Raw genomic sequence first — 26715 nt, 5'->3', positions numbered from 1 at the left:
CACGGATGTACGGACTCGCCCGCCCCTTCCTCTTCGGCCTGAGCGCCGAGCGCGCGCATGACGTGACGCTCGCCGCGCTCGAGGCCGCGTATCGCAGCGGCGTCAATCCGCTGGTGTCGCGCGCGCCCAGGCCGTTGCCCACGAAGGTGTTCGGGCTGCAGTTCCCCAATCCCGTCGGCCTGGCCGCGGGCCTGGACAAGAACGGCGAGCACATCGATGCGCTGCTCGCGCTGGGGTTCGGTTTCGTCGAAATCGGCACGACGACCCCGCGCGCGCAGGAGGGCAATCCGAAACCGCGCATGTTCCGCCTGCCGGAACAGCGCGCGGTGATCAATCGCCTGGGCTTCAACAACACGGGCGTCGATGCGCTGGTGAAGAATGTCGAACGCGCGCGGCGACGCGGCGTGCTCGGCATCAACATCGGAAAGAACAAGGACACGCCGAACGAGTCGGCGGAGACCGATTACCTGTATTGCCTGGAGCGCGTGTATCCGGTCGCCGATTACGTGACGGTCAACATTTCCTCGCCCAACACCGCGGGCCTGCGCGAGTTGCAGGAAGAACAACAACTGCGCCGCCTCGTCGGCACGCTGCGCGAAGCGCAGGAACGCCTGGCCGCGCAGCACGGGCGGCGCGCGCCGATGCTGGTCAAGATCGCGCCGGATCTGTCGGACGAGGACATCGATGCCGCCGGCCGCGTGCTCTCCGATCTCGAAGTCGATGGCGTCATCGCGACGAATACGACCGTCGGCCGCTTCGGCATGGACGGCGTGCGGCATTCGAACGAAGCCGGCGGGTTGTCGGGCGAGCCCTTGATGGGCAAGTCGACGCTCGTGCTGCGCCGCCTGCGCACGCGCCTGCCCGAGCACATCCCGATGATCGGCGTGGGCGGCATCCTCTCGGGCGCCGATGCGGCGACCAAGCAGGCCGCCGGCGCCTCGCTCATACAGATGTATACGGGCCTGGTGTATCGCGGGCCGGCGTTGATCGGCGAGTGCGTCGATGCGCTGCGCCGCCGCAAGGAAGCGCCGAGCCGCGGGAACCTGCCACCGAATGGGTGAGTCCCTGTCGTCGCAATACCGCATCGTGGAGAACGCGAAGCTCGATGCGCGCAACACCTTCGGCGTCGCCGCGCGCGCGCCCCTGCTGGTCGAAGTGGCGAATACGCAGGCCCTGCCCGAGTTGTTCGCCTACGCGATGCTGCGCGACGGGCCGGTGYTCGTGCTCGGCGGCGGCAGCAACCTGTTGTTCGCCGGCGATCCGGAAGGCGTGGTGCTTGCGCTGACGGCGCAGTCGATCGCGTTGGTCGAGGACGATGGCGACGCCGCGATCGTGCGCGCCGATGCCGGCGTCGAATGGCATGCCTTCGTGTTGTGGACCCTGGGCCACGGCCTTGCGGGGCTGGAGAACCTGGCGCTCATTCCCGGCACGGTCGGCGCCGCGCCGATCCAGAACATCGGCGCGTACGGCGTGGAAGTGCGCGAGGCGATCCACGCGGTGCATGCCTTCGACCGCACGACGCGCAGCATGACCTGCCTCACGGCGGCGGACTGCGCATTCGCCTACCGTGACAGCGTGTTCAAGCACGACCCCGAACGTTACGTCGTCACCGCCGTCGACTTCCGCCTTTCGCGCGCCACGCGCGTGCGGATCGACTACGCAGGCGTCGGCGACGAACTCGCCGCGATGGGCATCGAATCGCCGCGCGCCTCGCAGGTCGCCGAAGCGGTGTGCCGCATCCGCCGCCGCAAGCTGCCGGATCCGGCGGTGATCGGCAACGCGGGCAGTTTCTTCAAGAATCCGATCGTGCCGTTCGCGCAGGCCGAAGCGCTCGTCGACGCGCATCCGCACGCGCCGGTGTTCCGCGGCGCCGACGAAAACTCGCGCAAGCTCTCGGCCGCCTGGTTGATCGACCAATGCGGATGGAAGGGCTTCCGCGAAGGCGATGCGGGCGTGGCGCCGTCGCACGCGCTGGTCCTGGTGAACCATGGGCGCGCGACGGGTGGCGAATTGCTCGCGCTGGCGCGGCGCATCGCGGCCTCGGTGGAAGAACGCTTCGGCGTGGCGATCGAACCCGAACCCCGCATCATCGGCGCACGTTGGTGACCGCCCAGGCCGATCACGGTGCACGGTACTGGCGCGCGGCGTCGCTGATGCTCGGCAGCGCCCTGCTCTTCGGCTTGATGGCGGTGGCCATCCGTTTGGCTTCGAAGACGCTGCACACCTTCGAGATCGCCTTCTTCCGCAACTTCTTCGGCCTGCTCGCGGCCACGCCGCTGCTGGCGCGCCATGGCACGCAGATCCTGCGCACGAACCACTTCCCCCGCTACATCCTCCGCTGCGTGATCGGCGTGCTCGGGATGTTCTGCGGCTTCTGGGCCATCGGCCACCTGCCGCTCGCGCAGGCGATCTCGCTGTCGTATTCCACGCCGCTGTTCGTCACCGTCGCGGCGGTGTGGATGCTCGGCGAACACGTGCGCGCGCGACGCTGGGCGGCGGTGCTGGTCGGCTTCATCGGCGTGCTCATCATCGTGCGCCCCGGCAGCGCGAACTTCACCCTGGGCACCCTGGTCGCGTTGAGCGCCGCGGTCCTGAGCGCGCTGGTGGCGATTCAGATCAAGCAACTCTCGCGCACAGAACCGGCCGACCGCATCGTGCTGTACACAACGGGCCTGTGGGTCCCGATGTCCCTGTTGCCGGCCTTGTTCGTGTGGGAATGGCCCCACGGCATCACGTGGCTGTGGGTGGCCGCCGCCGGCGTCCTGGGCACGAGCGCGCACCTGCTGTGGACTCGCGGCCTGAAACTCGGCGACGTCTCCGCACTCACGCCCATCAGCTTCATGCAATTGCCGGTCGTCGCCGTCGCCGGCTGGCTGCTCTTCGGCGAAGCCCTCGACCGCTACACCGTCCTGGGCGCAAGCATCATCTTCGGCGCAAACGTCTACATCGCACACCGCGAAGCAACATTGCTGCGCAAACACGCAACGACGGCCCCCACCGAAGCCGCACAACCCAACGAATAACGGCAGGCGAGCGCAGCGAAGCCCGCGACGAATCCCTCTGGTGGAAGAGCCCCCTTTTAGTAAAAGGGGGCGCGCGACAGCGCGGGGAATTTGGCATGACGCGCTTTAGCGCCAGCAAATAAAAAGGCCGATGCGTTTAAGCATCGGCCTTTTTATTTGGATGGCGCGCCCGGAGAGATTCGAACTCCCGACCACCAAGTTCGTAGCCTGGTGCTCTATCCAGCTGAGCTACGGGCGCAGGAGCGGAATTATGAAGAACGTGTCGATGTTTCGTCAACGAATTTTTTCTTTCCCATCGTTGCAACGCGTGACCCGTTGCAACTGGCGGAGACGGAGGGATTCGAACCCTCGATGGAGCTTTTGACCCCATACTCCCTTAGCAGGGGAGCCCCTTCGGCCTCTCGGGCACGTCTCCGGAGAGCGGCGAAGTCTACAGATTCAGCCTGCGTCCGGCAAACCCGTCTTGCCCGGATCGCCCGGTTCTTCGCCGCGCTGGATGCGCTGGTAAATCTCTTCGCGATGCACGGCGACGTCCTTCGGCGCGGTAATGCCGATGCGGACCTGGTTGCCCTTGACGCCCAGCACCGTCACGGTGACCGAGTCGCCGATCATGAGTGTTTCGCCGACGCGTCGGGTGAGGATCAACATGTTGAGTCTCCTTCGCCAGCGGCCATCCCGCTGGGCCAGCCCGCCGCACAAACCGCGCGGAGGGGCACATCCATTGGTGCTCGAAGCTGAACGATCATAGTCGCGGGCCACGTTCACCCACAACCGCAACTCGTCATGCACCCCGGAAACAGACGCCGGGGCCCGTTCAATCAGTGTAGGCGCTCGGCCACCCACTGCGGAACCGCCTCCAACGCCGCTTGCAATGCAGGGCCGTCGTCGCCCCCGCCCTGCGCGAGGTCCGGACGCCCACCACCCTTGCCGTTGATACGACTCGCGACATGCGCCAGCAGTTCCCCGGCCTTGACCTTTCCGGCCGCCGAACCGCTCACGCCCGCGACCAGCGCGGCCTTGCCTTCGCTCGCGCCGGCCAGGACGATCACCGCGTCGCCGAGTTGCTGTTTCAAGCGATCCATCGCATCGCGCAGCGCCTTGGCATCGAAGCCTTCCAGGCGCACGGCCAGTACGCGCGTGCCGTTCACGTCCACGGCACCGCCCGCGAGGTCCGACGTCGCACCCGACGCGGCCTTCGCCTTCATTTGTTCGAGTTCGCGCTCCAGCTTCTTTTGCCGATCGAGCAGTGCGCGGAGTTTTTCGTTCACATCGCTGGCGTTTCCACCCAGCAGCCTGGCGGCGTCGTTCAAGCGGCGCTCCTCGTCCGTGACGTAATCGAGCGCCCCCTGCCCGGTCACCGCTTCGATGCGACGAACGCCGGCGGACACGCCCCCTTCCGACACGATCTTGAACAGCCCGATGTCGCCGGTGCGTGAGACATGCGTGCCGCCGCACAACTCGGTGGAGGTGTCGCCCATGCGCAGCACGCGCACGCGCTCGCCGTACTTTTCGCCGAACAGCGCCATCGCGCCGAAATCCAGCGCTTCCTGCATGCCCATGTGGTGGATGTCGGCTGCGTGGTTGCCGCGGATTTCCGCGTTGACCATGCGCTCGATCGTCGCCAGCTCCTGCGCGGTGACCGGCTGGAAATGCGAGAAGTCGAAGCGCAGGCGATCGGGCGCGACCAGCGAACCCTTCTGCGTGACATGCGTGCCGAGGACGGTGCGCAGGGCCGCGTGCAGCAGATGCGTCGCGCTGTGGTTGAGGACGGTGGCGGCGCGGCGCTGGGTGTCGATGCTGCCGCTGACGCGGTCGCCGACTTTCACTTCGCCCGTGGCCAGCATGCCGACGTGGCCATGGAACTGTCCCGCGAGCTTCAGCGTATCGCGCACGTCGAAGCGCGCATTCGCGGTCGCGAGTTGGCCGGTGTCGCCGACCTGGCCGCCGCTCTCGGCATAGAACGGCGTGCGATCGAGCACGATCACCGCTTCTTCGCCTGCGCGCAGCGCATCGACCGGACGCCCGTCGCGCACGATGGCCTGCACGAGCAAACCGTCTTCTTCGGTGTGGTCGTAGCCTTCGAACTGCGTCGGCGAGAGTTGCGCGATCAATTCGCCCGGCAAGGCGATGCCGCCGCCGAACTTGCCCGCGGCGCGCGCGCGTTCGCGCTGCTGCTCCATCAGGCGTTCGTATTCGGCCGTGGTCTGCGCGGGCAGCGTCATGCCCTTCTCGCGCAGGATGTCGGCGATCAGATCCGGCGGGCAGCCGTAGGTGTCGTGCAACTGGAAGACCTGTTCGCCCGTGAGCGCGCCGTCGGATTGGTGCAGGTAGCCTTCCAGGCGCTGCATGCCCGCGTCGAGCGTCTGCGCGAACGCGGCTTCTTCGGCCTTGAGCGAGCGTTCGACGAGATCGCGCTTGGCGATCAATTCCGGATATGCCGCGCCCATTGCTTCGCACAGCGGCGCGACCATGCGCCAGAACGCGCCATCAGCCTGCAGCGCACCGAGCTTCCAGAAATGCCGGACCGCACGACGGATGATGCGGCGAAGCACGTAGCCGCGGCCTTCGTTCGACGGCAGCACGCCGTCGACGATGAGGAAGCTGCAGGCGCGGATGTGGTCGGCGATCACGCGCAGCGATTTGTGTTCGAGGTCGGCGGTGTGCGTGATCTTCGCCGCGGCGTGGATCAGGTGCTGGAACAGGTCGATCTCGTAGTTGCTGTGCACGTGCTGCAGCACGGCCGCGAGGCGTTCCAGGCCCATGCCCGTATCCACGCACGGCGCCGGCAGCGGCACGAGCGTGCCATCGGGCTGGCGATCGAACTGCATGAAAACGTTGTTCCAGATTTCGATGTAGCGATCGCCGTCCTCATCGGGCGAACCCGGCGGACCACCGGGGATGTGCGCACCGTGGTCGTAGAAGATTTCCGTGCACGGGCCACAGGGGCCGGTGTCGGCCATCTGCCAGAAATTGTCCGACGCGTACGGCGCGCCCTTGTTGTCGCCGATGCGGATGATGCGTTCGGGCGGCAGGCCGACGACCGTGTTCCAGATGTCGAAGGCTTCGTCGTCGTTGTGGTAGATCGTCACCAGCAGGCGCTCGGGCGGCAGCTTCCACACTTGCGTCAGCAACTCCCACGCCCACGCGATCGCGTCGCGCTTGAAATAATCGCCGAAGCTGAAGTTGCCCAGCATTTCGAAGAAGGTGTGGTGGCGCGCGGTATAGCCGACCTGGTCGAGATCGTTGTGCTTGCCGCCGGCGCGCACGCAGCGCTGCGAACTCGTCGCACGCGTGTAGCTACGCTTCTCTGCGCCGAGGAAGACATCCTTGAACTGCACCATGCCCGCGTTGGTGAACAGCAGCGTGGGGTCGTTGCCCGGAACCAGCGGACTGGACGGAACGACGGTGTGCCCCTTGGAGCGGAAGAACGCGAGGAAATCGGACCGGATCTGATCGGTGGTGCGGATGGCGTTTGGCGAATTCATGAGGCAACCGGGGGAAAGGGGCCGGGCGTTTCCGGCGGACGCACCTGCCCCCGCGTGGCCGGACCGGCGCTCGCGGAAGCGGCGCTCCCGAAGGCGCCAAGCGTATCAGGCCGTGCGCAGCAGTGTCCGCAGGCGTATGGGCTCCGCGCCGGGGATTCAACCGCGCCGGCGTGCCTCAGTCGTCGGGATCGAAACGCGTGGCCGCGCGCACGTGCGCGCCGGTGAAGCCGCGACGCAGGAGCCAATCGGCCGCCTTGCGCTGGCGATCGCGGTCATTGGCGAGGTCCTCGCCGAAGCGGCGACGCACCAGGTCGCGCGCGTGCGCCTCCCAATCCACCTCTGCCGTTTCCATGGCGGTGGCGACGGCCTCGCGGCCCAGGGAATGCATGCCGAGCTCCGCGCGGATGCGGACCGGGCCGTAGCCGGTGGCCGCACGGCTGCGCACAAGGAGTTCGGCGAAACGCGCGTCGTTCTGCCAGCCGGCCGCCTCGAGCTTGTCGACGGCGGCGACGGCGTCTTCGCGTTCGACGCCGCGCGCGGTGAGCTTGCGGGTCAGTTCGACGCGAGAGTGTTCGCGACGGACCAGCAAGCCGAGCGCGCGCTGCGCCGGCGTGGGTTCGGGTCTCTTTCGACGCGGTTTGGGTGCAGGTGAATCGCTGCCCGCACCCGACGTGCCGTCGACCGACACGCCCTCATCGGAGACCCGACCGTCCTCCCCGCTGCGCCATCCCATAGCCAACGGGGAGGACGATGGGTCAGGCTTCGGCGGTGCTTTCCGGCGCATCGCGCGGTGCGTCCGGTGCAGGCGCGAGCTTCGCGCGCAGTTCCGATTCCAGGCGGACGGCGATCTGCGGATTGTCCTTGAGGAACTGGCGGGCGTTCTCCTTGCCCTGGCCGATGCGCTCGTCGTACGCGCTGTACCAGGCGCCCGACTTCTCCACGAGCTTGGCGTTGACGCCCATTTCGATCAGCTCGCCTTCGCGGCTGATGCCTTCGCCGTAGAGGATTTCGGTGATGACCTGCTTGAACGGCGGCGCCATCTTGTTCTTGACGACCTTGATGCGCGTTTCGTTGCCGATGATTTCGTCGCCCTTCTTCACCGAACCGATGCGACGGATATCCAGGCGCACGGAGGCATAGAACTTCAGCGCGTTGCCGCCGGTGGTCACTTCCGGGCTCTGGCCCGGCATCATCACGCCGATCTTCATGCGCAACTGGTTGATGAAGATGACCATGCAGTTGCTGCGCTTGATGTTGCCGGTGAGCTTGCGCAGGGCCTGGCTCATGAGGCGCGCCTGGAGACCGGGCAGCTGGTCGCCCATTTCGCCTTCGATTTCGGCCTTGGGCGTGAGCGCGGCGACGGAGTCGACGACCACCATGTCCACCGCACCGGAACGCACGAGCATGTCTGCGATTTCCAGGGCCTGCTCGCCGGTGTCGGGCTGCGAGACGAGCATGTCGTCGATGTTGACGCCCAGCTTCTGCGCGTAGATGGGATCCAGCGCGTGCTCGGCGTCGATGAACGCCGCGGTGCCGCCGGCCTTCTGGCACTGCGCGATCGTCTGCAGCGTCAGCGTGGTTTTACCGGAGGATTCCGGACCATAGATTTCGACGACGCGCCCCTTGGGCAGGCCGCCGATGCCGAGCGCGATGTCGAGCATGAGCGAGCCGGTGCCGATGACTTCCGCCGGCTCCACGGCCTTGTCGCCCATGCGCATGACCGAGCCCTTGCCGAACTGCTTCTCGATCTGCCCGAGGGCGGCGGAAAGGGCGCGCTTCTTGTTCTCGTCCATGGTCGTGTCCTGTTTGGGATGGCTTTCTGTTGGCGACGACGTTACGGAGCGGCGGTCGCGCGGATTGAGACGAGTTCGCATGGGTTGGTATTTTTTTCCTTCGCGCTGGTCAGCGGTATCAGGGATTGCCGCGCGCGCGTGTCAGGAAAACACCGATACGAAGCTTTCATGGGGGTCATCGATTGGGTCGCACCAGGCCGCAGTACAGGCCTTCGATCTCGAAATCCTGGCCGGGCTGCACCTCGATGGGCGCGTAGTCCGGATTGCGGGGCAACAGGCGGATGCGATCGGCGGAGAGCTTGAGGAGCTTGACGGTGATCGCATCGTCCACGCGCGCGACCACGATCTGGCCCGAGCGCGCGTCGCGCGTGCGATGCACGCCGATCAGGTCGCCGTCGAAGATGCCTTCGTCGATCATCGAATCGCCCTTCACCTTCAGCAGGTAGTTGGGCGTGGGCGAGAAGAACACGCGATCCAGCAGCACGTAGCTGTCGCCGCCGACGTCCGCGCCGATGGGCACGCCCGCGGCAACGCGACCGAGCACCGGCAGCCGCAGCATGTCCTCGTTGGCGGCGGGCATCGCCGACCTGGCATGGCCCGTATCGACGATGCGGATGCCGCGCGCCACGCCCGGGATGCGCTGGATGGCGCCGGCCTGTTCGAGCGCCTCGAGGTGATACTGCGCCGCGCGCACGCCCTTGAAGCCGCAGGCGTGGGCGATCTCCGTCTGGGACGGCGGGAGCCCGTCGCGCTCGATGCGCTCAGCGATCAGGGCGAGGATGGCTTGCTGCGTATCGGTCAGGTCCATGGTTAGTAGTATTACTGCTAACCACGGGTGGCCGTCAACACTTTCTCAGTCCAACAGGGCGCCCAGGCCCTGGAGCGCGGCTTCGACGGTCTGCCGCCGCACCGCCTCGCGGTCTCCGTCGAAGTGGAACACTTCGGCCTTTGGGTACCCGCCCCGGCGTTTCCAGGCCAGCCACACCGTTCCGACCGGCTTGCCGGGCGTGGCACCGCCCGGCCCCGCGATCCCCGTCACGGCCACCGCGAGTGTCGCGCCCGAGGTCACCAACGCGCCCGACACCATTTCGATCACGGTCTCGCGGCTCACGGCGCCGAAGCGTTCGAGCGTCTCGGACCGCACGCCCAGCAACGCCTGCTTCGCCTCGTAACTGTAGGCGGCCAGGCCGCAGTCGAACCAATCCGACGAACCGGCGATATCGGTTACCGCCTTGGCGATCCAGCCACCCGTGCAGCTCTCCGCCGTCACCAGGCGGTGGCGCGCGGCGCGCAGGCGCTCGCCGAGGTCTTGCGAAAGCGCGTGCAGCGCGCGGTCGTCGGGGACGGTCATCGGGGCGGCCGTGGGGGAAGTCGCGTCTTGTAGCGCAATTCGCCGACGAGTGCAGGGATCGCGCGCGCGATGCCGCTGCCGGACGGCGCGCTGTCATACTGCGATGGCATCCCGCCCTGCCCGACGCCGTGTCCCTCCACGAATCGATCGACCCGCGCGCCGCCGCGCGCAACGACGCCCATACGCCGCTCATGCGCCAGTTCTTCGCCGCCAAGGCGGAGCACCCGGACGTGCTGCTGTTCTTCCGCATGGGCGATTTCTACGAATTGTTCTTCGACGACGCGCGCAAGGCCGCCCGCCTGCTCGACATCACGCTGACCCAGCGCGGTTCGTCCGCGGGCCAACCGATCCCGATGGCGGGCGTGCCGGTGCATGCGTACGAGGGTTACCTCGCGCGCCTGGTCGCATTGGGCGAATCGGTCGCGATCTGCGAACAGATCGGCGATCCCGCGCTGTCGAAAGGCCTGGTCGAACGCAAGGTCGTGCGCATCGTCACGCCGGGCACCGTCACCGACGAAGCCTTGTTGTCCGAACGCCGCGACACACTGCTGCTCGCCCTTTCGCGCGACAAGCGCGGCTACGGACTCGCGTGGATGGACCTGTCGAGCGGCCGCTTCCTGGTCAACGAAGTCGACGGCGACGACGCGCTCGACGCCGAAATCGCGCGCCTCGAACCGGCCGAAATTTTGGTGCCCGACGAAGACGGCGTTCCCGCTTCGATCATCGCGCGTACCGGCGTACGTCGCCGCCCGCCGTGGCTGTTCGACGCCGACAGCGGCCGCCGCCAGCTCCTGCAATTCTTCGGCCTGCACGACCTCACCGGCTTCGGCATCGAAGATCGTCCGCGCGCGATCGCCGCCGCCGGCGCGTTGCTCGGCTATGTCGAAGAGACGCAAAAGCAGCGCCTGCCGCATCTGTCGTCGATCGCGCTGGAAGCCAGCGACGGCGCGATCGCGATGAACGCCGCCACGCGCCGCCATCTCGAACTCGATACGCGCGTCGACGGCGACGTGCGCACCACCCTGCTCGGCGTGCTGGATTCGACGATCACGCCGATGGGCGGCCGCCTGTTGCGCCGCTGGTTGCATCGTCCCCTGCGCGACCGGCGCATCGTCGGCGAGCGCCACCATGCCGTCGCCACCCTGATCGACCAGCGCGGCGATGTCGCGCTGCGCGAACGCTTCCGCGCACTCGGCGACCTCGAACGCATCCTGACGCGCGTGGCGCTGCGCAGTGCGCGCCCGCGCGATCTGTCGACGCTGCGCGATGGCCTGGGCATGCTGCCCGACGTCCGCAACGTCCTCGCACCGCTGGATTCCCCGCGTCTGCAGGCACTCGCCGACGCACTGGGCGAACACGCCGCGCACGCGGCCCTGCTCGCTTCGGCGATCGTTCCGCAACCGCCGGTGCTCGCACGCGACGGCGGCATCTTCGCCGAAGGCTACGACGCCGAACTCGACGAACTGCGGCGCCTGTCGACGAACGCCGATCAATTCCTCGTCGATCTCGAAGCCCGCGAACGCGCCGCCAGCGGGATCGCGACACTGAAGGTCGGCTACAACCGCGTCCACGGTTATTTCATCGAGATCAGCAAGGGCCAGGCCGACAAGGCGCCGACGCACTACACGCGCCGCCAGACGCTGACCGGCGCCGAGCGCTACATCACCGAGGAACTCAAGCAATTCGAGGACAAGGTGCTCTCCGCGCGCGAACGTTCGCTCGCGCGCGAGAAGCTGTTGTACGAAGGGTTGCTCGATGCGTTGAACCAGGACCTCGAATCACTCAAGCGTTGCGCCTCGGCGCTGTCCGAACTCGACGTGCTGGCGTGTTTCGCCGACCGCGCGCAGGTGCTGGATTGGTCACGCCCGGAATTGCGCGACGCGCCGGGCCTGTGCATCGAACGCGGCCGCCATCCGGTGGTCGAAGCGGTGCGCAACGAACCCTTCGAACCGAACGACCTGGTGTTCGACGACGCGGTGCGCATGCGCGTGATCACCGGCCCGAACATGGGCGGCAAGTCCACGTACATGCGGCAGAACGCGTTGATCGTGCTGCTCGCGCACATCGGCAGCTTCGTGCCGGCGTCGCGTGCGCAGATCGGGCCGATCGATCGCATCCTCACGCGCATCGGGGCCGGCGACGACCTCGCGCGCGGGCAGTCGACCTTCATGGTCGAAATGGCGGAGACCAGCTACATCCTCCACCACGCGACAAGCGAATCGCTGGTGTTGATGGACGAAATCGGGCGCGGGACGTCGACCTACGACGGCCTCGCGCTGGCCGATGCGTGCGCGCGCCATCTCGCGGCCGTCAATCGCAGCTACACCTTGTTCGCGACGCATTACTTCGAACTCACCGCGCTCGCCGAACCGGGAAGTGGCATCGCGAACGTGCACCTCGACGCCGTCGAGCATGGCGACACGCTGGTCTTCATGCACGCGGTGAAGGACGGGCCGGCCAATCGCAGTTTCGGTTTGCAGGTCGCCGCGCTGGCGGGCTTGCCCAAGTCGGTCGTGCGGCAGGCGCGCGGGCGTTTGGCGGAACTCGAACAACAGGGGCGCGATGCGCCGTCGATGCCGTTGACGGTCGAAGCGCTGGAATCGCCGCAGCAGTTCGGTCTGTTCGCCCCTTCGTCGGCGGCGCTGGAAGCCCTGGCGGGAATCGAACCGGACGAGCTCACGCCGCGACAGGCGCTGGAAGCGCTGTATCGCTTGAAGGGCCTGGTTTAACGCTACAACGCGTCGATGTCGCCGAGCGCGCGGATCAAGCGTCGCGCACGCTTGTCGGGTTTGGTTTCCGGCGCCTTGTAACCCGCGCGTTCCGCCGCGCGCGTCGCCCGTTCCGCCGCGCGGCGTTCGCGCGATTGAACGCTCTCTTCGTACAAGGCTTGCGCAACCTTCGCCGGCCCGCGCGTGTCGGACAAACCGCGCACGTGGATCTCGAAGCGTTCCTCGCCGCGCACGATCGTCATCGCTTCGTCGACGTGTACTTGCCGCGAGGCTTTCGCGCGTTGTCCGGCGATCTCGACCTTGCCGTTCTCGATGGCCTGCTTGGCCAGGCTGCGCGTCTTGTAGAAGCGCGCGGCCCAGAGCCAGACGTCGATGCGGACGCCGGGTTGCGGCGCGGTGGCGGTTTGTTCGGTCGTCATGGGGCGATATAAACAAAACGACCGCCAAGAGGCGGTCGTTTCGGGTGCATCTGGCGGAGACGCTTACTGCTGGGCAGCAGCGGCGGCCGCAGCGGCCTTGGCCTTCGCGTTGCCGGCCAGGTCTTCCTTGATGCGCGCAGCCTTGCCTTCCAGGCCACGGAGGTAATACAGCTTGCCCGAGCGGACGTCGCCGCGGCGCTTGACTTCGACCGAGTCGATGGCGGCGCTGTGGGTCTGGAACACGCGCTCGACGCCGTAGCCGTGCGAGATCTTGCGCACGGTGAAAGCGGAGTTCAGGCCGGCGTTCTTCTTGCCGATGACCACGCCTTCATAGGCCTGGATGCGTTCGCGGTTGCCTTCCTTGACCTTGACGTTCACCACGACGGTGTCGCCGGGGCCGAAATCGGGCAGCTGGCGCTGGATCTGGTCGGTTTCGAAGTTCTGCAGCAGCGTATTGAGCGAGGGCTTGTTCATGGGACGGCCTGTTGGTGTTCGCGCAGCTGCGCGACGCTTGTTATCGGGCACCAGCGGAGGGCCGGTACCGGGGCTGTTGGAGCGAAGCCGCACATTCTAGCGGCCCATCGGGGCCCAATGCCAGCTTTTCTTTTGAGAAGCCGGGAGTTACGCGTCGCCGTCGGGTTCGTCGATGCCCCGCATGTAACGGGCCCGGAAGTCCTCCAGCAGGCCGCGGTCGGCCTTGGGGAGGGCCTGTTCATCCAGCAGGTCCGGCCGGCGCAGCCAGGTGCGGCCGAGGCTTTCCATCCGGCGCCAGCGGGCGATCTGGGCGTGGTTGCCCGACAGAAGCACCTCGGGAACCTTCCCCAGCGGGTGTTCGACCGGCCGCGTGTAGTGCGGGCAATCGAGCAGGCCCCCTTCGAAGCTGTCCTGCAGTGCCGATTCGGCGTCGTTCAGCGCGCCCTCCTGGAGCCGGGCGACGGCGTCGACGAGGACCGCCGCGGCCAGCTCGCCGCCGGAAAGCACGTAGTCGCCGATGGAGAGCTCCTCGTCGACTTCGGCTTCGATCAGGCGCTCGTCGACGCCTTCATAGCGGCCGCACAGCAGGACCAGGCGCGGCAGCGCCCCGAGCTCGCGCACCTTCGCCTGCGTCAGGCGCGTGCCCTGGGGGGTGAGGTAAACCACGTGCGCATCGACCGGATCGGCAGCGCGCGCGGCGGCGATGGCATCGCGCAGCGGATCGATCAGCATCACCATGCCGGGGCCACCGCCGAACGGGCGGTCGTCCACGCGGCGGTAATTGCCGGGCGCGTAGTCGCGCGGGTTCCAACCATGCAGCGAGAGCAATCCGCGTTCCTGCGCCCGCCCGACCACACCGAAGGCCGCGCATTGCGCGACGAATTCCGGAAACAGGCTGACGATGTCGACGCGCATGCTCAGAAGTCCGCATCCCAGTCGACGGTGACCACGCCGGCATCGAAATCGACGGATTTGACGTAGTCCGGTTCGACGAACGGGATCATGCGTTCGCGGTCGCCCTGCGCCACCAGCACGTCGTTGGCGCCGGTGGAAAACAGGTGCGAAACGGTACCGAAGTCCACGCCTTGCAGGTTCACCACGCGCAGGCCCTCGAGGTCGACCCAGTAATACTCGCCGGGCGCCGGTGGCGGCAGCGTGGAGCGCGGGACGTAGAGTTCGGTGCCGCGCAGTGCATCGGCGGCGTCGCGGTCGGCGATGTCCGGAAGGACGGCGACGACGCCTTTCGGCGTGACGCGGCCTTTCGCGCCGGTGCAGGTGCGCTCGCGGCCCTGCGCATCGCGCAAGGTCCACGGTTGGTATTTGAAGATGCGTTCCGGCGGCTCGGTGAAACTTTCGAGCTTCACTTCGCCCTTGATGCCGAAGCCGCCATGCAGTTTGCCGACCAAAAGCAGACGCCCCGCCAGAAGGTCCTTCTGCGGGGCGTCTTGATCAGGCATGGGTTGCGCGCCGCGCTCGTTCGCGCGACTGCGGAACTCAGGCAGCCGGCGCGGCCTTGACGGCCTGCTTGGCGAGATTGGCGACCTTGTCGCTCATCTGCGCGCCCTGGCCGACCCAGAAATTCAGGCGTTCGGTGTTCAGCTCGACCGACTTCTCGGCGCCCGACGCGATCGGGTTGTAGTAACCCAGGCGCTCGATGTTGCGGCCGTCGCGCGCGCTGCGGCTGTCGGTGACGATGATGTGGTAGAAGGGGCGCTTCTTCGCGCCGCCGCGGGTGAGGCGAATCTTGACCATGGTGCGAGGTTCCTGTGTAGCCCAGTCGGCGGACGTGCCGAGGTAAGCCGGCGATTGTAGACCAATCGCCTGCGCCGGGCCAAGCCGGGTGTGAAGGCGGCCGTGGCCGCCCCGCCCTACTTCCAGAAGTTGATCTTGCCCGACCGCACGACCTGGGTCCGGGCGAGGTCGGAATAGAACCAGAACCGGGCGCTGAGCTGCACGAGGGCCCCGTTGCGATAGGTCACCGTGAGGACTTCGAACTTGCCCCATTCGGCCTTGCGGGTGCCGTTCAGCGCGATGTCCATGCCCGCCACGCCTGGGGCCGCCACGCCTTCGGTGAGGTACACGCCCTTGGCGAGCTGGGCCTGCCCGGGGGGCACGGCGAAATGCATCGCCCATTTGTCGCGCTGGCCGGAGACGGTGTAATCGAATTGGGCGGGCGTGGCATTGGTCAGCCCGAAGATCGCGGTGTCGCCGTAGTAAGTGCGGGTCGACCGGGTCAGCTCGGGGGCCACGATGGAGAAATTCAGCGCCGGCGCCTGGTAATTGATGGCGATCGTGATCGGAGTGATCTCCGGAGACGCGCAGTTCGTCCTCGCAACTGCCTCGAGCCGCATGACCTTGCCGGTCACGACCACGAGTTGGCGGATCGAGAACGCCCCGTACTCCCTGCACCCATTTCCCCACTTCAGGGTGTTTTCGCGGCCATAGGGAAAGGCCAGCGCCGTCGTGTATTCGCGCGGCCCGATGGTTTCGCCTGCCGGCACGCCCATGACCAGCGACATGGGCGTCATTCCGTCGCGCCTGAGGTCGAACTGCACGGTGGTCGGCTGCGCCGGCCGCATGTCGAGGGTCGAATCCGCCGGCGTGAAGATCTGCGTCTGTTCGCCGTGYATCGAATTGGCCGACGTCACGACCGTCACGGTCCACTGCGCACAGGCCGGAAGCGAAGCCGCGAAGAGCAGCATCGCAAGCAATAAGCGCGTCATTCGATTCCCCTTGCCGGTGCGCATCACTTCGTCCAATTGAAGGTGCCCGAGTACACCAGTTGCGTCCTGGCCTCGTCCCTGTAAACCCAGAAGCGCGCGCTCATTTGCGTCGGCAGTCCCGCGTAGTTGGACACGGTCAGGACTTCGAACTTGCCCCATCCCCCGTCACCGACACCATCGGATCCCAGCGAGAGTCCTGCGAGGGTGCCCACCTGATGGTCGTAKGTGTAGTACATGCCCTTCCGGAACTCCGTTTCTCCATACGGCAGCTGGAACATCAGGTGCCAGTACGACGTCCCGCCATCCGCCCTGAGAAGGAAGAGCTGGGTCCCGCTGAAACTGAAGGTGGCGAGATCGTTGTACAGGCGCGCCGAACGGCCCCCGAACGCCGACGTCGGCGAGGTGTCGACCGAGAACGAGAGCTTCGGCGCCCGATACATCAGCACCGCCGCGAGTGCCGGCGCATCCGGGGTGTTGCATCGCTGAAGCACCGAGGCTTCGAGCAGGTTGACCTTGCCCGCGGCGTCGAACCCGATCTGCCGGATGCCGAAATCCCCGTAGACATCGCCGCACGAACGCCCGTCGCCGGAGAAGTCCATGCCCGGCGCGTGGCCGGTTTCGAAGCCTTCGCGCTCGGCCTGCCAGAAGCGATGCACGCGCAGGAATTCGCCGGCGCGCGGCTTGAAGCGCACGTTCCAGGTTTTTCCGTCGGTGCCGACGACGCGCACGAGTACGCGCGTGCGATCGCCGGTCACGGTGAACGTGGCGTTGGCGTTGGTGTAGGTCAGCGACTTGCCCTGCCCGACCCATTCGGACGGCGCGCTGCTGACGATCGACAGTACCGTGTCGGCGCGCGACGGGAATGCCGCCATCGCGAGCAAACACGCGAACAACAATCGCAACATCATCGGCAACCTCACTTCCAGAAGTTGATGCGGCCGGAACGAATGACCTTCGTGCGCGCGACGTCGCTGTAGAACCAATAGCGCGCACTGAGTTGCACGATCGCGCCGTTGCGGTAGGTGATGGTCAGGATTTCGAACTTCCCGCGGTCGGTGCGTCGCGATTTCCCGAGCGCCTGGTCCATGCCCGCGACGCCGGGCGCCGCCACGCCTTCGGTGAGGTACATGCCCTTGGCGAACTGCGCCTGGCCAGGCGGCGCGGCGAAGTTCATCGTCCATACATCGCGCATGCCCGAGGAGACGTAACGGAACGCGGCGGGCGTAGTGTTGACCAACGAGAAGGTGGACGTATCGCCGTAGTAGGTGATCGTGGGCTTGGCGATGTCGGCCTCTCCGACCGAGTAATTCAGCGCCGGTGCCTGGTACTGGACGGCCACCGCCACGGGCGGGGCATTCCAACTGCAATACGCCACCATCACCGCTTCCAGTCGTACCACCACGCCCTGCGCGTCGAACTGGATCTGGCGCACATCGAAGTAGCCCGAGGGGCGGTTGCAGCCCGACCCGTTTCCGTAGAAATCGATGCCCGGCGCGCGACCTTCGGAGAACTGCGAACGCTCGGCGTAGAAGAATTCATTCGGGCGCAGCGATTCGCCTCTTCCGGCCATGAATTCGATGGTCCAGTTCATCGCATCGTTGCCGCTGACGAAGATCCGCACGTAATTCTTGTCGTAGTACGGCTGCATGAGGGTGATGCGCGAATTGGCAGGCGTGTACGTGTAGGTTTTCCCGTTGGTCACGAAGTCCGTGCCGGTGGGCACGATCGCGACCGCGGTCTGCGCGAACGCGGGGAGCGCGCAGGCGAACAGCAGAATTGCGAGGAGCAGGCGTTTCATGCGTCGGTCCCGTTACTGCGTCACGAGATTGAAGTTGCCCGAGCGCAGCAGCCGCGTGCGCGCCGGATCGGCGTAGAACCAGTAACGCGCGCTGATCTGCTTCAGGTAGATGGAGTCGTAGGTGATGCTGAGGATTTCCAACTTGCCGTAACCCCCGCCGCCGCGACTTCCCATCGAGAAATCCATGCCGCCCAGGTTGCCCGTCGCGCGGGACATCGTGACGTAGGTGCCCTTCTGGAAGCGCTCATGTCCATAGGGCAGTTCCAACGTTATGAAGAAGGAAGTGCCCAGCCCGGAAACGTAGATTTGTTCGGTGGGACCCGGAGACCCGATGCTGAAGATCGACGTGTCGCCATACAGTCGCACCGTTTGGCCGAGCCCCACGTAGGTATCGATCGCCTCGGACTTCATCGAGAAGTTGAGCTGCGGCGCGCGATACATCAACACGACCGCCAGCGGCGGCCCTTCCGCGCTGTCGCAGCGTTGCAGCACTGTCGCCTCGAGCATGTTGACCTTGCCGTTGGCGTCGTAACCGATCTGGCGGATGGTGAACGAGCCGTAGACATCGGCGCACGCACGCCCGTCGCCGGAGAAATCCATGCTCGGCGCGCGCCCGGTTTCGAAGCCTTCGCGTTCGGCGAACCAGTATTCGTAGGGCCGGAACTCGTCGTTCACCGGCGCCTTCAACCGCAAGTCCCAGGTCTTGCCGTCGGTCCCCGCCACGCGCACGGTCAATCGCATTCGATCGCCTGCGACCAAAAAGGTCGCATTGGCGTTAGTGTAGGTCTTCGACTGCCCGCGCCCCACCCATTCGGTCGCATCGCTGCTGACCATGGACATCACCGTGTCGGCGAGGGCCGGGAGCGAAACCAGTGCGAGCACGCACGCCAGGAAGATCCGTTTCATGCGCCGTCCCTCACTTCCAATAGTTGATGCGGCCCGAGCGCAGGAGCTTTGTGCGCGCGATGTCGCCGTAGAACCAGAAGCGCGCGCTCACCTGCGCGATCGCGCCGGACTTGTAGGCGATCGACAAGATTTCGAGCTTGCCGTATTCGCCCCTGCGTACGTTGCCGAGCGCGACATCCATGCCTGCAACGCCCGGCGCCGCGACGCCTTCGGTGAGGTAGACGCCCTTGGCGAACTGCGCCTGCCCCGGCGGGACGGCGAAGTTCATCGTCCATTTGTCGCGCTGGCCGGACACCGCGTAACGAAATGCGCCCGGTGACGAATGCACGAGGGAGAACGTCGAGGTATCGCCGTAGTAGGTGCGGTTGGTGCGCCCGAAATCCGGCGCGCCCATCGCGAAATTCAGCGCGGGCGCATTCCACGTGGCCGCGATCGCCAACGGCGGCCCGCCGTCGCAGGACTGCGTGGCCACCGCTTCCAATCGGGTGATCTTCCCGGTCGAATCGAACGCCAGTTGCCGCACGCCGAACCGGCCGGTGACCTTCGAACACCCGCGGCCCCACCCCTGGAATGAAAGCCCCGAGGTGCGACCGATCTGGCTGCCGGCGAGCTCGACGTCGAGGTATTCCCCGACCTGGAGTTGTTCGCCTTCGGGCGCGGTGAGATAGAAATCCCATGAGTTCCCATCGTCGCCGCTGACATAGAACCGCAACCGGCTGCGCCCGCCGTTGGTCAATACGAGACGACCGTTGGCGGGCGTGTAGGTGAGCGCCTGGTCGCCGCTGATGTATTCGCCGCGCCCCGACGGGACGAACGACAGCGCGGCCGATTGCGCAAACGCCGGCAAGGCCGCGAAACAGAGCACGCAGGAGAGCAGAAACCGAGTCATCCGCGGCCTCATTTCACGAAGTTGATGGTGCCGACACTCACGGGCTTCGTGCGTGCGGCGTCGCCGTAGAACCAGTAGCGCGCGCTCAATTGCACGATCTCCCGGTTGCTGTCGTAGGCGATCGACAGGATCTCGAGCCGCCCCAGGTTATGGTTGGCCAACGAGCCGTACGACATGCTCATGGTGGCCTCGCCGACGACGTTGTCGAAAGTCGTCAGGTACATGCCCGTGTGGAAGACGTCTTCGTAAGGCGGCGCCGTGAAGTGGAACATCCACTCCGTCCCGTTGCCCCGCGCGCCGTAATGGAAATAACGCGGCGTGGCCGTCGCCACGTTGAACAGCGCCGTGTCGCCGTACAACTGCGTCGACAACGCCCCGGCCACGAAGTCGGACGTCGAATCGAACTTGAACGACAGTTTCGGCGCGCGATACATGATCACGGCGGCGAGCGGCGGGGCCTCCGGAACACAGCGCTGAATCAGGCTGGCGTCCAGCAGATTGACGCGCCCCGTCGCATCGAAGCCGATCTGGCGAATGCTGAACTCACCGAACACATCGCCGCAGGCGCGCCCGTCGCCGGAGAAGTCCAGGCTCGGCGCGCGGCCGGTTTCGAAACCTTCGCGTTCGGCCAGCTGGAATCGCCGCGGCCGCAGGACCTGGCCGACCGGCGCCTTCAGGCGGACGTCCCACGTCTTGCCATCGGCACCCACGACGCGCAACTGCATGCGCGACCGCGTCCCGGTGACCGTGAAGGTGGCATTGGCGTTGGTGTACGCCAGGGACTGTCCCTGCCCCACCCATTCGGTGGCGTTGGAACTGACGATGGACAGCACGGTGTCGGCGCGCGCCGCGAAGCTCGCAAGCCCAAGCGCGCACGCAAGGAGAAACCGAATCATGCAATCCCCCGATTGCGCCGGGCCCCCTGCCCGACAGCATTCAGGTTAACGCGAACACGGGCGCAGCGCACGCCCGCTACCGATAGTCACTCGGTTCACTTCCAGTAGTTGATGCGGCCCGAGCGGACGATCGTCGTGCGCGAGAGGTCGGTATAGAACCAGTAGCGCGCGCTGAGCTGCACGACCTCCCCGTTGCGATAGCCGATCGTCAGGATTTCCAACTTGCCAGGTTCGGCCTTTCGCGTGGTGCCGAGTCGAAGGTCCATTCCGGCGCGGTTCGGCACCGCCGTTCCTTCGGTGAGGTAGACGCCCTTGACGAAATACGCTTGTCCCGTGGGCACGGCGAAGTTCATCGTCCATTTGTCGCGCAGGCCCGCGGCCTTGTACTGGAAGGCCGTCAGCGACGCGCTCACGAGCGAGTACGTCGAGGTATCGCCGTAATAGCCGCGCCCGACGCGCTGCAGGTCCGCCGCATCGATCCAGAAATTCATCGGCGGCGCCTGGTACACGATGCCGATGCCGACCGGAGGCGATCCGTAGTTTTCGCAATAGTGGGTCGCGTTGGCTTCGAGCCGCAGCAGCTGGCCGGCTGCATTGAATTGGATCTGGCGAATGGAGAATGCGCCGAGCACCCGGTTGCAGCCGGCACCATCGCCGGCGTAATCCAGCGCCGGCGCGCGGCCTTTCTGGAAACCCCATCGCTCGGCGAAGAAATACTGGCCCGGTTCCAGCGTTTCCCCCACCGGGGCCTGGAGCTCGATGTCCCACGCTTTCCCGTCGTTGCCGCGAATGGCGACCGAGATCGAATGTCGTTGGGAGGCGGTGACCGTGATGCCTGCGTTGGCCGAGGTGAACGTGCGCGCGACGCCCTTGCTCACCCAGTCCCTCCCGGTGGGCACGATCGAAACGGCGGTGTTGTCCGCGAAGGCCGGCACCGTTGCGGCGAACAGGAGGCATGCCAGGAGGAATCGCTTCATCGCAGTCTCCGGTTCACTTCGAGAAATTGACGCCGCCCGAACGCACGACTTTCGTGCGCGTGGCGTCTTTGTAGAACGTGTAGCGGGCGCTGAATTGCCGCACGTCGTCGGCGGCGTCGTAGGTGACGGAGAGCACTTCCAGGCGTCCCCACGATTCGTTGTCGCCACGCCCGTTGCCGAACTGGTCCATCGCCGCAAGCGACGAACCCGGCATGCGCACGGTGTCGTAGATGCCCTTCGCCAAGCGTGCCTGGCCAACGGGCGGTACGAGCATCATCGTGTAATCCAGGCCCTTGCCTGCGACCTCCAGGATCACCGCGCCCTGCCCGTTGCCGTTGACCTCGAACGTGGCGACGTCGTTGTAAAGCGTCGTGTTCACGCCCGCGCCGACCCAATCTTCCGGCGAGGAAGCCAGGCTGAAAGACAACTTCGCCGCGCGATACATCACCGTCACGGCCAGCGGCGGCGCGTCCTCTTTCTCGCAGCGCTGCAGCACCGCAGCCTCGAGCATGTTGACGTTGCCCCTGGCGTCGTAACCGATCTGGCGCAGTTTGAAGTCGCCGTACACCTCGCCGCACGCACGTCCGTTGCCCGAGAAATCCATGCTCGGCGCGCGGCCGGCTTCGAAGCCTTCGCGTTCTGCGTACCAGTATTCGTGCGGGCGGAACGTGGAACCGACCGGCGCCTTGAGCACCATGTCCCAGGTCTTGCCGTCGGTGCCGACCACGCGCAGTTGCAGGCGCTGGTTGTTGCCGCTGACGGTGAACGTCGCGTTCGCGTTGGTGTAGGTCTTGCTCTGTCCTTGTCCGACCCATTCGGACGGGCTCGCACTCACGATGGACATCACGGTGTCCGCGCGCGCGGGCAAGGCAGCGAGCGCAAGCGCGCACGCCAGCAGGAATGCCTTCATCGAACTCCCCTTCGACCCCGGGCCGTCATGCCCGATGCGGCGAGACGTTAACCGCAAAGCGGGCGCGTTGCGAGCCCGCTACCCACGCTCACGGGGAGACGCTCCTTAGCGGAACGGCATCCCGCCGCGGCCGCCCATCATGCCCTTCATGCCGCGCATGAGGCCCTTCATGCCGCCGCCGGCGAGCTTGCCCATCATCTTTTCCATTTGCTGGAATTGCTTGAGCAGCTTGTTGACGTCGGCCGGCGAGGTGCCCGAGCCCTTCGCGATGCGTGCGCGGCGCGAGCCGTTGAGCAGATGCGGGTTACGGCGTTCCTTCGGCGTCATCGAACCGATGATCGCCATCATGCGCGGCACTTCCTTGCCGGTGACCTGGTTCTTCAGGTGCTCGGGCACCTGGCCCATGCCCGGCAGCTTGTCCATGAGCCCGTGCAGGCCGCCCATGTTCTGCATCTGCTCGAGCTGGTCGCGCATGTCCTCGAGGTTGAAGCGCTTGCCCTTGGCGACCTTCTCGGCGAGCTTGGCCGCCTTGTCCTTGTCGACCTGCTGCTCGACCTGTTCGACGAGCGAGAGCACGTCGCCCATGTCGAGGATGCGGCTGGCGACGCGATCGGGATGGAAGACATCCAGGCCATCGGGCTTCTCGCCGGTGCCGATGAACTTGATCGGCTTGCCGGTGATGTAACGCACCGACAACGCGGCGCCACCACGCGCGTCGCCGTCGGTCTTGGTGAGCACCACGCCGGTGAGCGGCAGCGCGTCGCCGAAATGTTTCGCGGTGACCGCGGCGTCCTGGCCGGTCATCGAGTCGACGACGAACAGCGTTTCGACCGGCGCGACCGCGGCATGCAGCGCCTGGATCTCGCGCATCATCGCTTCGTCGATGCTCGTGCGGCCCGCGGTGTCGACGATCAGCACGTCGGCGAAGGACTTGCGCGCATCGTCGATCGCCGCGCGCACGATCGCCTCGGGCTTCTGCGAGGGATCGGACGGGAACCACAGCACGTCGACCTGCTGCGCGAGGGTTTTCAACTGTTCGATCGCGGCCGGGCGATAGACGTCGGCCGACACCACCATCACCTTCTTCTTGCGGCGTTCCTTCAGGTGCTTGGCGAGCTTGGCGACGGTAGTCGTCTTGCCCGCGCCCTGCAGGCCGGCCATCAGGATCACGGCCGGTGCGGGCACGTTGAGGTTGAGGTCGGAGGCGGCCGCGCCCATCACGGTCGTCAGCTCGTCGCGCACGATCTTGATCAGCGCCTGGCCGGGCGTCAGCGACTTCAGGACTTCCTGCCCGACCGCGCGCACCTTGATGCGTTCGACCAGCGCCTGCACCACCGGCAGCGCGACGTCCGCTTCGAGCAGCGCGATGCGCACTTCGCGCAGCGCCTCGCGGATGTTCTCCTCGGTCAGGCGGCCACGGCCGCGCAGGCGCTCGATGGTGCCGGAGAGGCGCTGGGTCAGGGATTCGAACATGGGGGTCTTGAAATGCGGCGAAAACCAGGCCGCGCAGTATAGCCCTTGGGCCGTGGCACACTTCCGACATGACGCTCGCATTCATCACCGCCCTGGCCTACCTCTGCGCCGCCGGCTTGCTTGCCCGCGACGTCGCGCGCGATGCGCGCGGACGTGCGTGGTTGTTGCCCGCGTTGATCGCGCTGGCCCTGCATGTCGCCCTGCACGCGAGCACCTGGCATGGGGCCGGCGCGCTGGACCTGCACTTCTTCTCCGCGCTGTCGCTGGTCGGCCTGGGCATGGCCGTGCTGACCACCGCGTTCGGCGCGAGCGGGCGGATGGCGGCGCTGGGCGTGATCGTGTTTCCGATCGCATCGGTCGTCGCCATCGCCTACGCATCGCGCGGGCACGTCAATGCCACGCAACTGGACTGGCGCCTGCAATTGCATGCGTGGTGCGCGTTGCTCGCCTACGCCACGCTCGGGATCGCGGCCCTGATCGCGGTCCTGCTCTGGGCACAGGAACGCGGGTTGCGCCGCCGCGAATTCCACGGCTGGCTGCGCGCGATGCCACCGCTGACGCAACTGGAGTCGTTGCTGTTCCGTACGATCGCCGTCGGATTCGGCCTGCTCACGGCCACACTGCTGACCGGCGTGTTGTTCGTCGAAAACCTCCTGGCCCAGCACCTGGTGCACAAGACGGTGTTGAGCGTCCTGTCCTGGCTGGCCTTCGGGGTGCTGCTGCTCGGCCGCTGGCGCTGGGGCTGGCGCGGGGCGAAGGCAGTCCGATGGACGCTGGTCGCCATGGTGCTGCTGATGCTGGCCTTCTTCGGCAGCCAGTTCGTGCTGGAGATGGTGCTAAAGCGCGTTTAAGCGGCCGTTGGCGTGGGAAGGCTGCTTTCACAATAATTGCATTGACAACTATTGCAGGGGCACGCATCATCCCGCCCCATGTCGACCACCCCTCCCTGTAACGGCTCCTCCCTGGGCCTGCTGTTCCGCCAGGTGCGCGATGCCATGTGGGCGCGGATGGAAGCCGAACTCGCGGCCAACGGCCACGACCTGAACTTCACCCAGTACATCACCCTCAAGACGCTGGCCCATGGTCCGGCGGGCGCGACCGAACTGGCTCGAGCGGCCTACCTGCATCCCGGCGCGATGACCCGCCTGCTCGACAAGCTCGAAGAGCGCGGCCTGCTCGCCCGTGAAGCCGTCCCCGGCGACCGCCGCGCGCTGACGATCATGCTGACCGACGCCGGCCGCGCGATGTGGAACGACATCGCGCCTTCCGCGCAACGCGTGCACGACCTCGCTATGGCGCACCTGAGCCCCACCGAACGCGAAGAACTCCTCCGACTCCTTTCCCAGGTCCGCGACAACCTCGCGGCACAGGACTGACATGCGCTTGCCCCTGATCCCCCTCGCACTCGCCGCCACCGTCTTCATCGCCGGTTGCGCCAGTTCGCGCGGCCTTGCGCCGGAATCGCAGCCGCGCGATGCGAACGCGACGCTCGCGACGAAGCAATCCTTCGGCGCTGCGTCCGACGCGCAGTTCCCCGCGCACGACTGGTGGACCGCGTACGGCGATCCGCAATTGAACGCGCTGATCGACGAAGCGCTGGCCGGCACGCCGTCGCTGGCCGCCGCCGATGCGCGCGTGCGCCAGGCCGCCGCGCAGGCGGGCCTGGCCGATGCCGAACGCAAGCCGACGCTCGGCGCGAGCGCGCAATACATCGGCCTGCTCGTGCCGGAGAGCATCGCGCCCGAAGGCCTGGGCGGCGACTACCAGAACATTTACCTGCTCGGGCTCAACTTCAAGTGGAGCATCGACCTGTGGGGCGCGCATGCGGCGCAATGGCGCGGCGCACTCGACCAGGCGCGCGCCACCGAAGTGGACGCGCAAGCCGCGCGCCTGATGCTGGCCTCCAACATCGCGCGCACCTACATCGCCCTCGCGCTCGCGCACGACGCGGCCGAAACGGCGAATGCCGAGGCGGCGCGTGCGTCGAACCTCGCGTCGCTGTCGAAGCAACGCGTCGACGCCGGCATCGACAACCAACTGCAATTGCGCAACGCCGAAGCGAACGTCGGCGCGGCCAAGCAACAGGCGCAGGCCGCGGAACACCAGGCGCAGCTCGCGCGCAACGCCATCGCTGCGCTGCTGGGCAAGGGCCCCGATCGCGGAGTTGCGATCACCAAGCCTGCGCTTCTACAGGCACCCGCCCCCGGCGTGCCGGATGTGTTGCCGAGCGAGTTGCTCGGCCATCGCCCCGACGTCGTCGCCGCGCGCTGGCGCGTGGAAGCGGCGGGCGAATCGATCCACGTCGCGAAGGCCGCGTTCTACCCGGCGGTGAATCTCAACGCGCTGGTCGGGCTCGCATCCGGCCATCTGTCCGATCTGTTTTCCGGCGACGCCGCGCTCGTCAACGGCGGTCCTGCGTTGAGCCTGCCGATCTTCGACGGCGGCCGCCTGCGCAACTCGCTCGCCAAGACCGACGCGGCGTACGACCTGGCGGTCGCCGATTACGACCAGACGCTGGTCGGCGCGGTGCGCGAAGTCGCCGATGCCGTGCAATCGGCGCGCGCGCTCGAATCGCAACTGGCGACGCTCGCGCAGGCGCGCGAAGCAGCGCAGTCGGCGTACTCGGTCGCCTCGCAACGTTACAAGGCGGGCCTGGGCACGCAGCTCGACGTGCTGGCCGCGCAACGCCCGTTGTTGCAGTTCGACCAGCAGATCGACGCGTTGCGTGCGCAACGCTTGCAGTCGACGGTCGATCTGCAGGGTGCGCTCGGCGGCGGATTGCAGATCGCCCATCCGGTCGCGCTCGACGCCGCGAACGCCCAAGCCTCCACGCATTGATCCCCTTTCCCACTTTCCCCCGCGCCCAACC

General features: G+C 66.6%; 27 protein-coding genes and 2 tRNA genes. 7 read left to right on the top strand and 22 right to left on the bottom strand.

The window, feature by feature from the left end:
* Positions 1-5: 5 nt before the first annotated feature.
* Genes AC1DOM_RS07575 through AC1DOM_RS07565 form a run of 3 tightly spaced genes read left to right on the top strand, consistent with a single transcriptional unit; the run spans position 6 to position 3023 of the window.
* Complete coding sequence (locus AC1DOM_RS07575; RefSeq protein WP_498961844.1) at positions 6-1061, top strand: quinone-dependent dihydroorotate dehydrogenase; 1056 nt, start codon at positions 6-8, stop codon at positions 1059-1061.
* Positions 1054-2106: a UDP-N-acetylmuramate dehydrogenase gene (murB, locus tag AC1DOM_RS07570; RefSeq protein WP_498961842.1), complete on the top strand. Its 1053-nt coding sequence runs from the start codon at positions 1054-1056 to the stop codon at positions 2104-2106. The genes AC1DOM_RS07575 and murB overlap by 8 nt, the downstream gene beginning before the upstream one ends.
* A gap of 47 nt (positions 2107-2153) precedes the next feature.
* Positions 2154-3023, top strand: a complete 870-nt coding sequence (locus AC1DOM_RS07565; RefSeq protein WP_498961947.1) for a DMT family transporter — start codon at positions 2154-2156, stop codon at positions 3021-3023.
* Between the two features lie 161 nt (positions 3024-3184).
* Here the strand turns inward: AC1DOM_RS07565 and AC1DOM_RS07560 are convergent.
* The 8 genes from AC1DOM_RS07560 to AC1DOM_RS07525 all read right to left on the bottom strand — a co-directional run bounded on the left by AC1DOM_RS07560 (position 3185) and on the right by AC1DOM_RS07525 (position 9652).
* Positions 3185-3261: transfer RNA gene (locus AC1DOM_RS07560), tRNA-Arg, on the bottom strand.
* 84 nt (positions 3262-3345) lie between these two features.
* Positions 3346-3438, bottom strand: a tRNA-Ser gene (locus AC1DOM_RS07555).
* A gap of 23 nt (positions 3439-3461) precedes the next feature.
* Positions 3462-3671, bottom strand: a complete 210-nt coding sequence (csrA, locus tag AC1DOM_RS07550) for a carbon storage regulator CsrA (protein WP_498961840.1) — start codon at positions 3669-3671, stop codon at positions 3462-3464.
* A gap of 170 nt (positions 3672-3841) precedes the next feature.
* On the bottom strand, positions 3842-6508 hold the full coding sequence (gene alaS, locus AC1DOM_RS07545; RefSeq protein ID WP_498961838.1) for an alanine--tRNA ligase: 2667 nt from the start codon (positions 6506-6508) through the stop codon (positions 3842-3844).
* Between the two features lie 175 nt (positions 6509-6683).
* The gene (gene recX / locus AC1DOM_RS07540) at positions 6684-7196 is read right to left on the bottom strand and encodes a recombination regulator RecX (RefSeq protein ID WP_498961836.1); all 513 of its coding nucleotides are present in this window, start codon (positions 7194-7196) and stop codon (positions 6684-6686) included.
* Between the two features lie 67 nt (positions 7197-7263).
* Positions 7264-8301, bottom strand: coding sequence for a recombinase RecA (gene recA / locus AC1DOM_RS07535; protein ID WP_498961834.1), 1038 nt, complete (start codon positions 8299-8301; stop codon positions 7264-7266).
* 175 nt (positions 8302-8476) lie between these two features.
* Positions 8477-9109: a transcriptional repressor LexA gene (gene lexA, locus AC1DOM_RS07530; RefSeq protein WP_498961832.1), complete on the bottom strand. Its 633-nt coding sequence runs from the start codon at positions 9107-9109 to the stop codon at positions 8477-8479.
* Between the two features lie 45 nt (positions 9110-9154).
* Positions 9155-9652 (bottom strand): CinA family protein, encoded by a 498-nt coding sequence (locus tag AC1DOM_RS07525; protein WP_498961830.1) that lies wholly within the window; start codon positions 9650-9652, stop codon positions 9155-9157.
* Positions 9653-9843: 191 nt separating this feature from the next.
* On the opposite strand from AC1DOM_RS07525, the gene mutS reads away from it, so the two are divergent.
* The gene (mutS, locus tag AC1DOM_RS07520) at positions 9844-12381 is read left to right on the top strand and encodes a DNA mismatch repair protein MutS (protein ID WP_498961945.1); all 2538 of its coding nucleotides are present in this window, start codon (positions 9844-9846) and stop codon (positions 12379-12381) included.
* Positions 12382-12383: 2 nt separating this feature from the next.
* On the opposite strand, the gene AC1DOM_RS07515 is transcribed toward mutS, so the two are convergent.
* The 14 genes from AC1DOM_RS07515 to ffh all read right to left on the bottom strand — a co-directional run bounded on the left by AC1DOM_RS07515 (position 12384) and on the right by ffh (position 23846).
* On the bottom strand, positions 12384-12800 hold the full coding sequence (locus tag AC1DOM_RS07515) for an RNA-binding S4 domain-containing protein (RefSeq protein WP_498961828.1): 417 nt from the start codon (positions 12798-12800) through the stop codon (positions 12384-12386).
* A gap of 63 nt (positions 12801-12863) precedes the next feature.
* Positions 12864-13274 carry a 50S ribosomal protein L19 gene (rplS, locus tag AC1DOM_RS07510; protein WP_498961826.1) on the bottom strand — a complete coding sequence of 137 codons (411 nt, stop codon included), beginning with the start codon at positions 13272-13274 and terminating at the stop codon, positions 12864-12866.
* A 147-nt stretch (positions 13275-13421) separates the two neighbouring features.
* Positions 13422-14189 (bottom strand): tRNA (guanosine(37)-N1)-methyltransferase TrmD, encoded by a 768-nt coding sequence (gene trmD, locus AC1DOM_RS07505; RefSeq protein ID WP_498961824.1) that lies wholly within the window; start codon positions 14187-14189, stop codon positions 13422-13424.
* Between the two features lie 2 nt (positions 14190-14191).
* On the bottom strand, positions 14192-14731 hold the full coding sequence (rimM, locus tag AC1DOM_RS07500) for a ribosome maturation factor RimM (RefSeq protein WP_498961822.1): 540 nt from the start codon (positions 14729-14731) through the stop codon (positions 14192-14194).
* Positions 14732-14768: 37 nt separating this feature from the next.
* Positions 14769-15026, bottom strand: coding sequence for a 30S ribosomal protein S16 (gene rpsP / locus AC1DOM_RS07495; RefSeq protein WP_498961820.1), 258 nt, complete (start codon positions 15024-15026; stop codon positions 14769-14771).
* A gap of 116 nt (positions 15027-15142) precedes the next feature.
* Positions 15143-16021 (bottom strand): hypothetical protein, encoded by an 879-nt coding sequence (locus AC1DOM_RS07490; RefSeq protein WP_498961818.1) that lies wholly within the window; start codon positions 16019-16021, stop codon positions 15143-15145.
* The gene (locus AC1DOM_RS07485) at positions 16021-16905 is read right to left on the bottom strand and encodes a hypothetical protein (protein ID WP_498961816.1); all 885 of its coding nucleotides are present in this window, start codon (positions 16903-16905) and stop codon (positions 16021-16023) included. The genes AC1DOM_RS07490 and AC1DOM_RS07485 overlap by 1 nt, the downstream gene beginning before the upstream one ends.
* Before the next feature lie 8 nt (positions 16906-16913).
* Entirely contained in the window at positions 16914-17795 is an 882-nt protein-coding gene (locus AC1DOM_RS07480; protein ID WP_498961814.1) for a hypothetical protein, read from the bottom strand.
* Between the two features lie 12 nt (positions 17796-17807).
* Positions 17808-18701: a hypothetical protein gene (locus AC1DOM_RS07475; RefSeq protein WP_498961812.1), complete on the bottom strand. Its 894-nt coding sequence runs from the start codon at positions 18699-18701 to the stop codon at positions 17808-17810.
* Positions 18702-18711: 10 nt separating this feature from the next.
* The gene (locus AC1DOM_RS07470; RefSeq protein WP_498961810.1) at positions 18712-19590 is read right to left on the bottom strand and encodes a hypothetical protein; all 879 of its coding nucleotides are present in this window, start codon (positions 19588-19590) and stop codon (positions 18712-18714) included.
* 8 nt (positions 19591-19598) lie between these two features.
* Positions 19599-20486 (bottom strand): hypothetical protein, encoded by an 888-nt coding sequence (locus AC1DOM_RS07465; protein ID WP_498961808.1) that lies wholly within the window; start codon positions 20484-20486, stop codon positions 19599-19601.
* 95 nt (positions 20487-20581) lie between these two features.
* Positions 20582-21463 (bottom strand): hypothetical protein, encoded by an 882-nt coding sequence (locus tag AC1DOM_RS07460; RefSeq protein WP_498961806.1) that lies wholly within the window; start codon positions 21461-21463, stop codon positions 20582-20584.
* A gap of 13 nt (positions 21464-21476) precedes the next feature.
* Positions 21477-22373 (bottom strand): hypothetical protein, encoded by an 897-nt coding sequence (locus AC1DOM_RS07455; protein WP_498961804.1) that lies wholly within the window; start codon positions 22371-22373, stop codon positions 21477-21479.
* 105 nt (positions 22374-22478) lie between these two features.
* The gene (ffh, locus tag AC1DOM_RS07450) at positions 22479-23846 is read right to left on the bottom strand and encodes a signal recognition particle protein (RefSeq protein WP_498961802.1); all 1368 of its coding nucleotides are present in this window, start codon (positions 23844-23846) and stop codon (positions 22479-22481) included.
* Between the two features lie 68 nt (positions 23847-23914).
* On the opposite strand from ffh, the gene AC1DOM_RS07445 reads away from it, so the two are divergent.
* The 3 genes from AC1DOM_RS07445 (at position 23915) to AC1DOM_RS07435 (ending at position 26684) form a co-directional block, all read left to right on the top strand.
* On the top strand, positions 23915-24697 hold the full coding sequence (locus tag AC1DOM_RS07445) for a cytochrome C assembly family protein (protein ID WP_498961800.1): 783 nt from the start codon (positions 23915-23917) through the stop codon (positions 24695-24697).
* 78 nt (positions 24698-24775) lie between these two features.
* Positions 24776-25222, top strand: coding sequence for a MarR family winged helix-turn-helix transcriptional regulator (locus tag AC1DOM_RS07440; RefSeq protein ID WP_498961798.1), 447 nt, complete (start codon positions 24776-24778; stop codon positions 25220-25222).
* Between the two features lies 1 nt (position 25223).
* Positions 25224-26684: an efflux transporter outer membrane subunit gene (locus AC1DOM_RS07435; protein WP_498961796.1), complete on the top strand. Its 1461-nt coding sequence runs from the start codon at positions 25224-25226 to the stop codon at positions 26682-26684.
* Positions 26685-26715 lie beyond the last annotated feature (31 nt).

It is taken from the genome of Lysobacter sp. P5_B12 (genome assembly GCF_056400425.1).
Note: the sequence above shows the minus strand (reverse complement) of the source record. Positions and strands in the feature narration are given on the sequence as shown.

What these genes read in the sequence shown, in the direction of transcription:
- AC1DOM_RS07440 (WP_498961798.1), top strand. Translation starts at nt 24,776, where the DNA reads ATGTCGACCACCCCTCCCTGTAACGGCTCCTCCCTGGGCCTGCTGTTC.
- AC1DOM_RS07565 (WP_498961947.1), top strand. Translation starts at nt 2,154, where the DNA reads ATGCTCGGCAGCGCCCTGCTCTTCGGCTTGATGGCGGTGGCCATCCGT.
- recA (WP_498961834.1), bottom strand. Translation starts at nt 8,301, where the DNA reads ATGGACGAGAACAAGAAGCGCGCCCTTTCCGCCGCCCTCGGGCAGATC.
- AC1DOM_RS07460 (WP_498961806.1), bottom strand. Translation starts at nt 21,463, where the DNA reads ATGAAGCGATTCCTCCTGGCATGCCTCCTGTTCGCCGCAACGGTGCCG.
- AC1DOM_RS07435 (WP_498961796.1), top strand. Translation starts at nt 25,224, where the DNA reads ATGCGCTTGCCCCTGATCCCCCTCGCACTCGCCGCCACCGTCTTCATC.
- lexA (WP_498961832.1), bottom strand. Translation starts at nt 9,109, where the DNA reads ATGGACCTGACCGATACGCAGCAAGCCATCCTCGCCCTGATCGCTGAG.
- rimM (WP_498961822.1), bottom strand. Translation starts at nt 14,731, where the DNA reads ATGCCTGATCAAGACGCCCCGCAGAAGGACCTTCTGGCGGGGCGTCTG.
- ffh (WP_498961802.1), bottom strand. Translation starts at nt 23,846, where the DNA reads ATGTTCGAATCCCTGACCCAGCGCCTCTCCGGCACCATCGAGCGCCTG.
- AC1DOM_RS07575 (WP_498961844.1), top strand. Translation starts at nt 6, where the DNA reads ATGTACGGACTCGCCCGCCCCTTCCTCTTCGGCCTGAGCGCCGAGCGC.
- AC1DOM_RS07480 (WP_498961814.1), bottom strand. Translation starts at nt 17,795, where the DNA reads ATGAAACGCCTGCTCCTCGCAATTCTGCTGTTCGCCTGCGCGCTCCCC.
- AC1DOM_RS07465 (WP_498961808.1), bottom strand. Translation starts at nt 20,486, where the DNA reads ATGATTCGGTTTCTCCTTGCGTGCGCGCTTGGGCTTGCGAGCTTCGCG.
- alaS (WP_498961838.1), bottom strand. Translation starts at nt 6,508, where the DNA reads ATGAATTCGCCAAACGCCATCCGCACCACCGATCAGATCCGGTCCGAT.
- mutS (WP_498961945.1), top strand. Translation starts at nt 9,844, where the DNA reads ATGCGCCAGTTCTTCGCCGCCAAGGCGGAGCACCCGGACGTGCTGCTG.
- AC1DOM_RS07475 (WP_498961812.1), bottom strand. Translation starts at nt 18,701, where the DNA reads ATGAAACGGATCTTCCTGGCGTGCGTGCTCGCACTGGTTTCGCTCCCG.
- AC1DOM_RS07515 (WP_498961828.1), bottom strand. Translation starts at nt 12,800, where the DNA reads ATGACGACCGAACAAACCGCCACCGCGCCGCAACCCGGCGTCCGCATC.
- AC1DOM_RS07445 (WP_498961800.1), top strand. Translation starts at nt 23,915, where the DNA reads ATGACGCTCGCATTCATCACCGCCCTGGCCTACCTCTGCGCCGCCGGC.
- AC1DOM_RS07455 (WP_498961804.1), bottom strand. Translation starts at nt 22,373, where the DNA reads ATGAAGGCATTCCTGCTGGCGTGCGCGCTTGCGCTCGCTGCCTTGCCC.
- AC1DOM_RS07470 (WP_498961810.1), bottom strand. Translation starts at nt 19,590, where the DNA reads ATGACTCGGTTTCTGCTCTCCTGCGTGCTCTGTTTCGCGGCCTTGCCG.
- rpsP (WP_498961820.1), bottom strand. Translation starts at nt 15,026, where the DNA reads ATGGTCAAGATTCGCCTCACCCGCGGCGGCGCGAAGAAGCGCCCCTTC.
- csrA (WP_498961840.1), bottom strand. Translation starts at nt 3,671, where the DNA reads ATGTTGATCCTCACCCGACGCGTCGGCGAAACACTCATGATCGGCGAC.
- rplS (WP_498961826.1), bottom strand. Translation starts at nt 13,274, where the DNA reads ATGAACAAGCCCTCGCTCAATACGCTGCTGCAGAACTTCGAAACCGAC.
- trmD (WP_498961824.1), bottom strand. Translation starts at nt 14,189, where the DNA reads ATGCGCGTCGACATCGTCAGCCTGTTTCCGGAATTCGTCGCGCAATGC.
- AC1DOM_RS07525 (WP_498961830.1), bottom strand. Translation starts at nt 9,652, where the DNA reads ATGACCGTCCCCGACGACCGCGCGCTGCACGCGCTTTCGCAAGACCTC.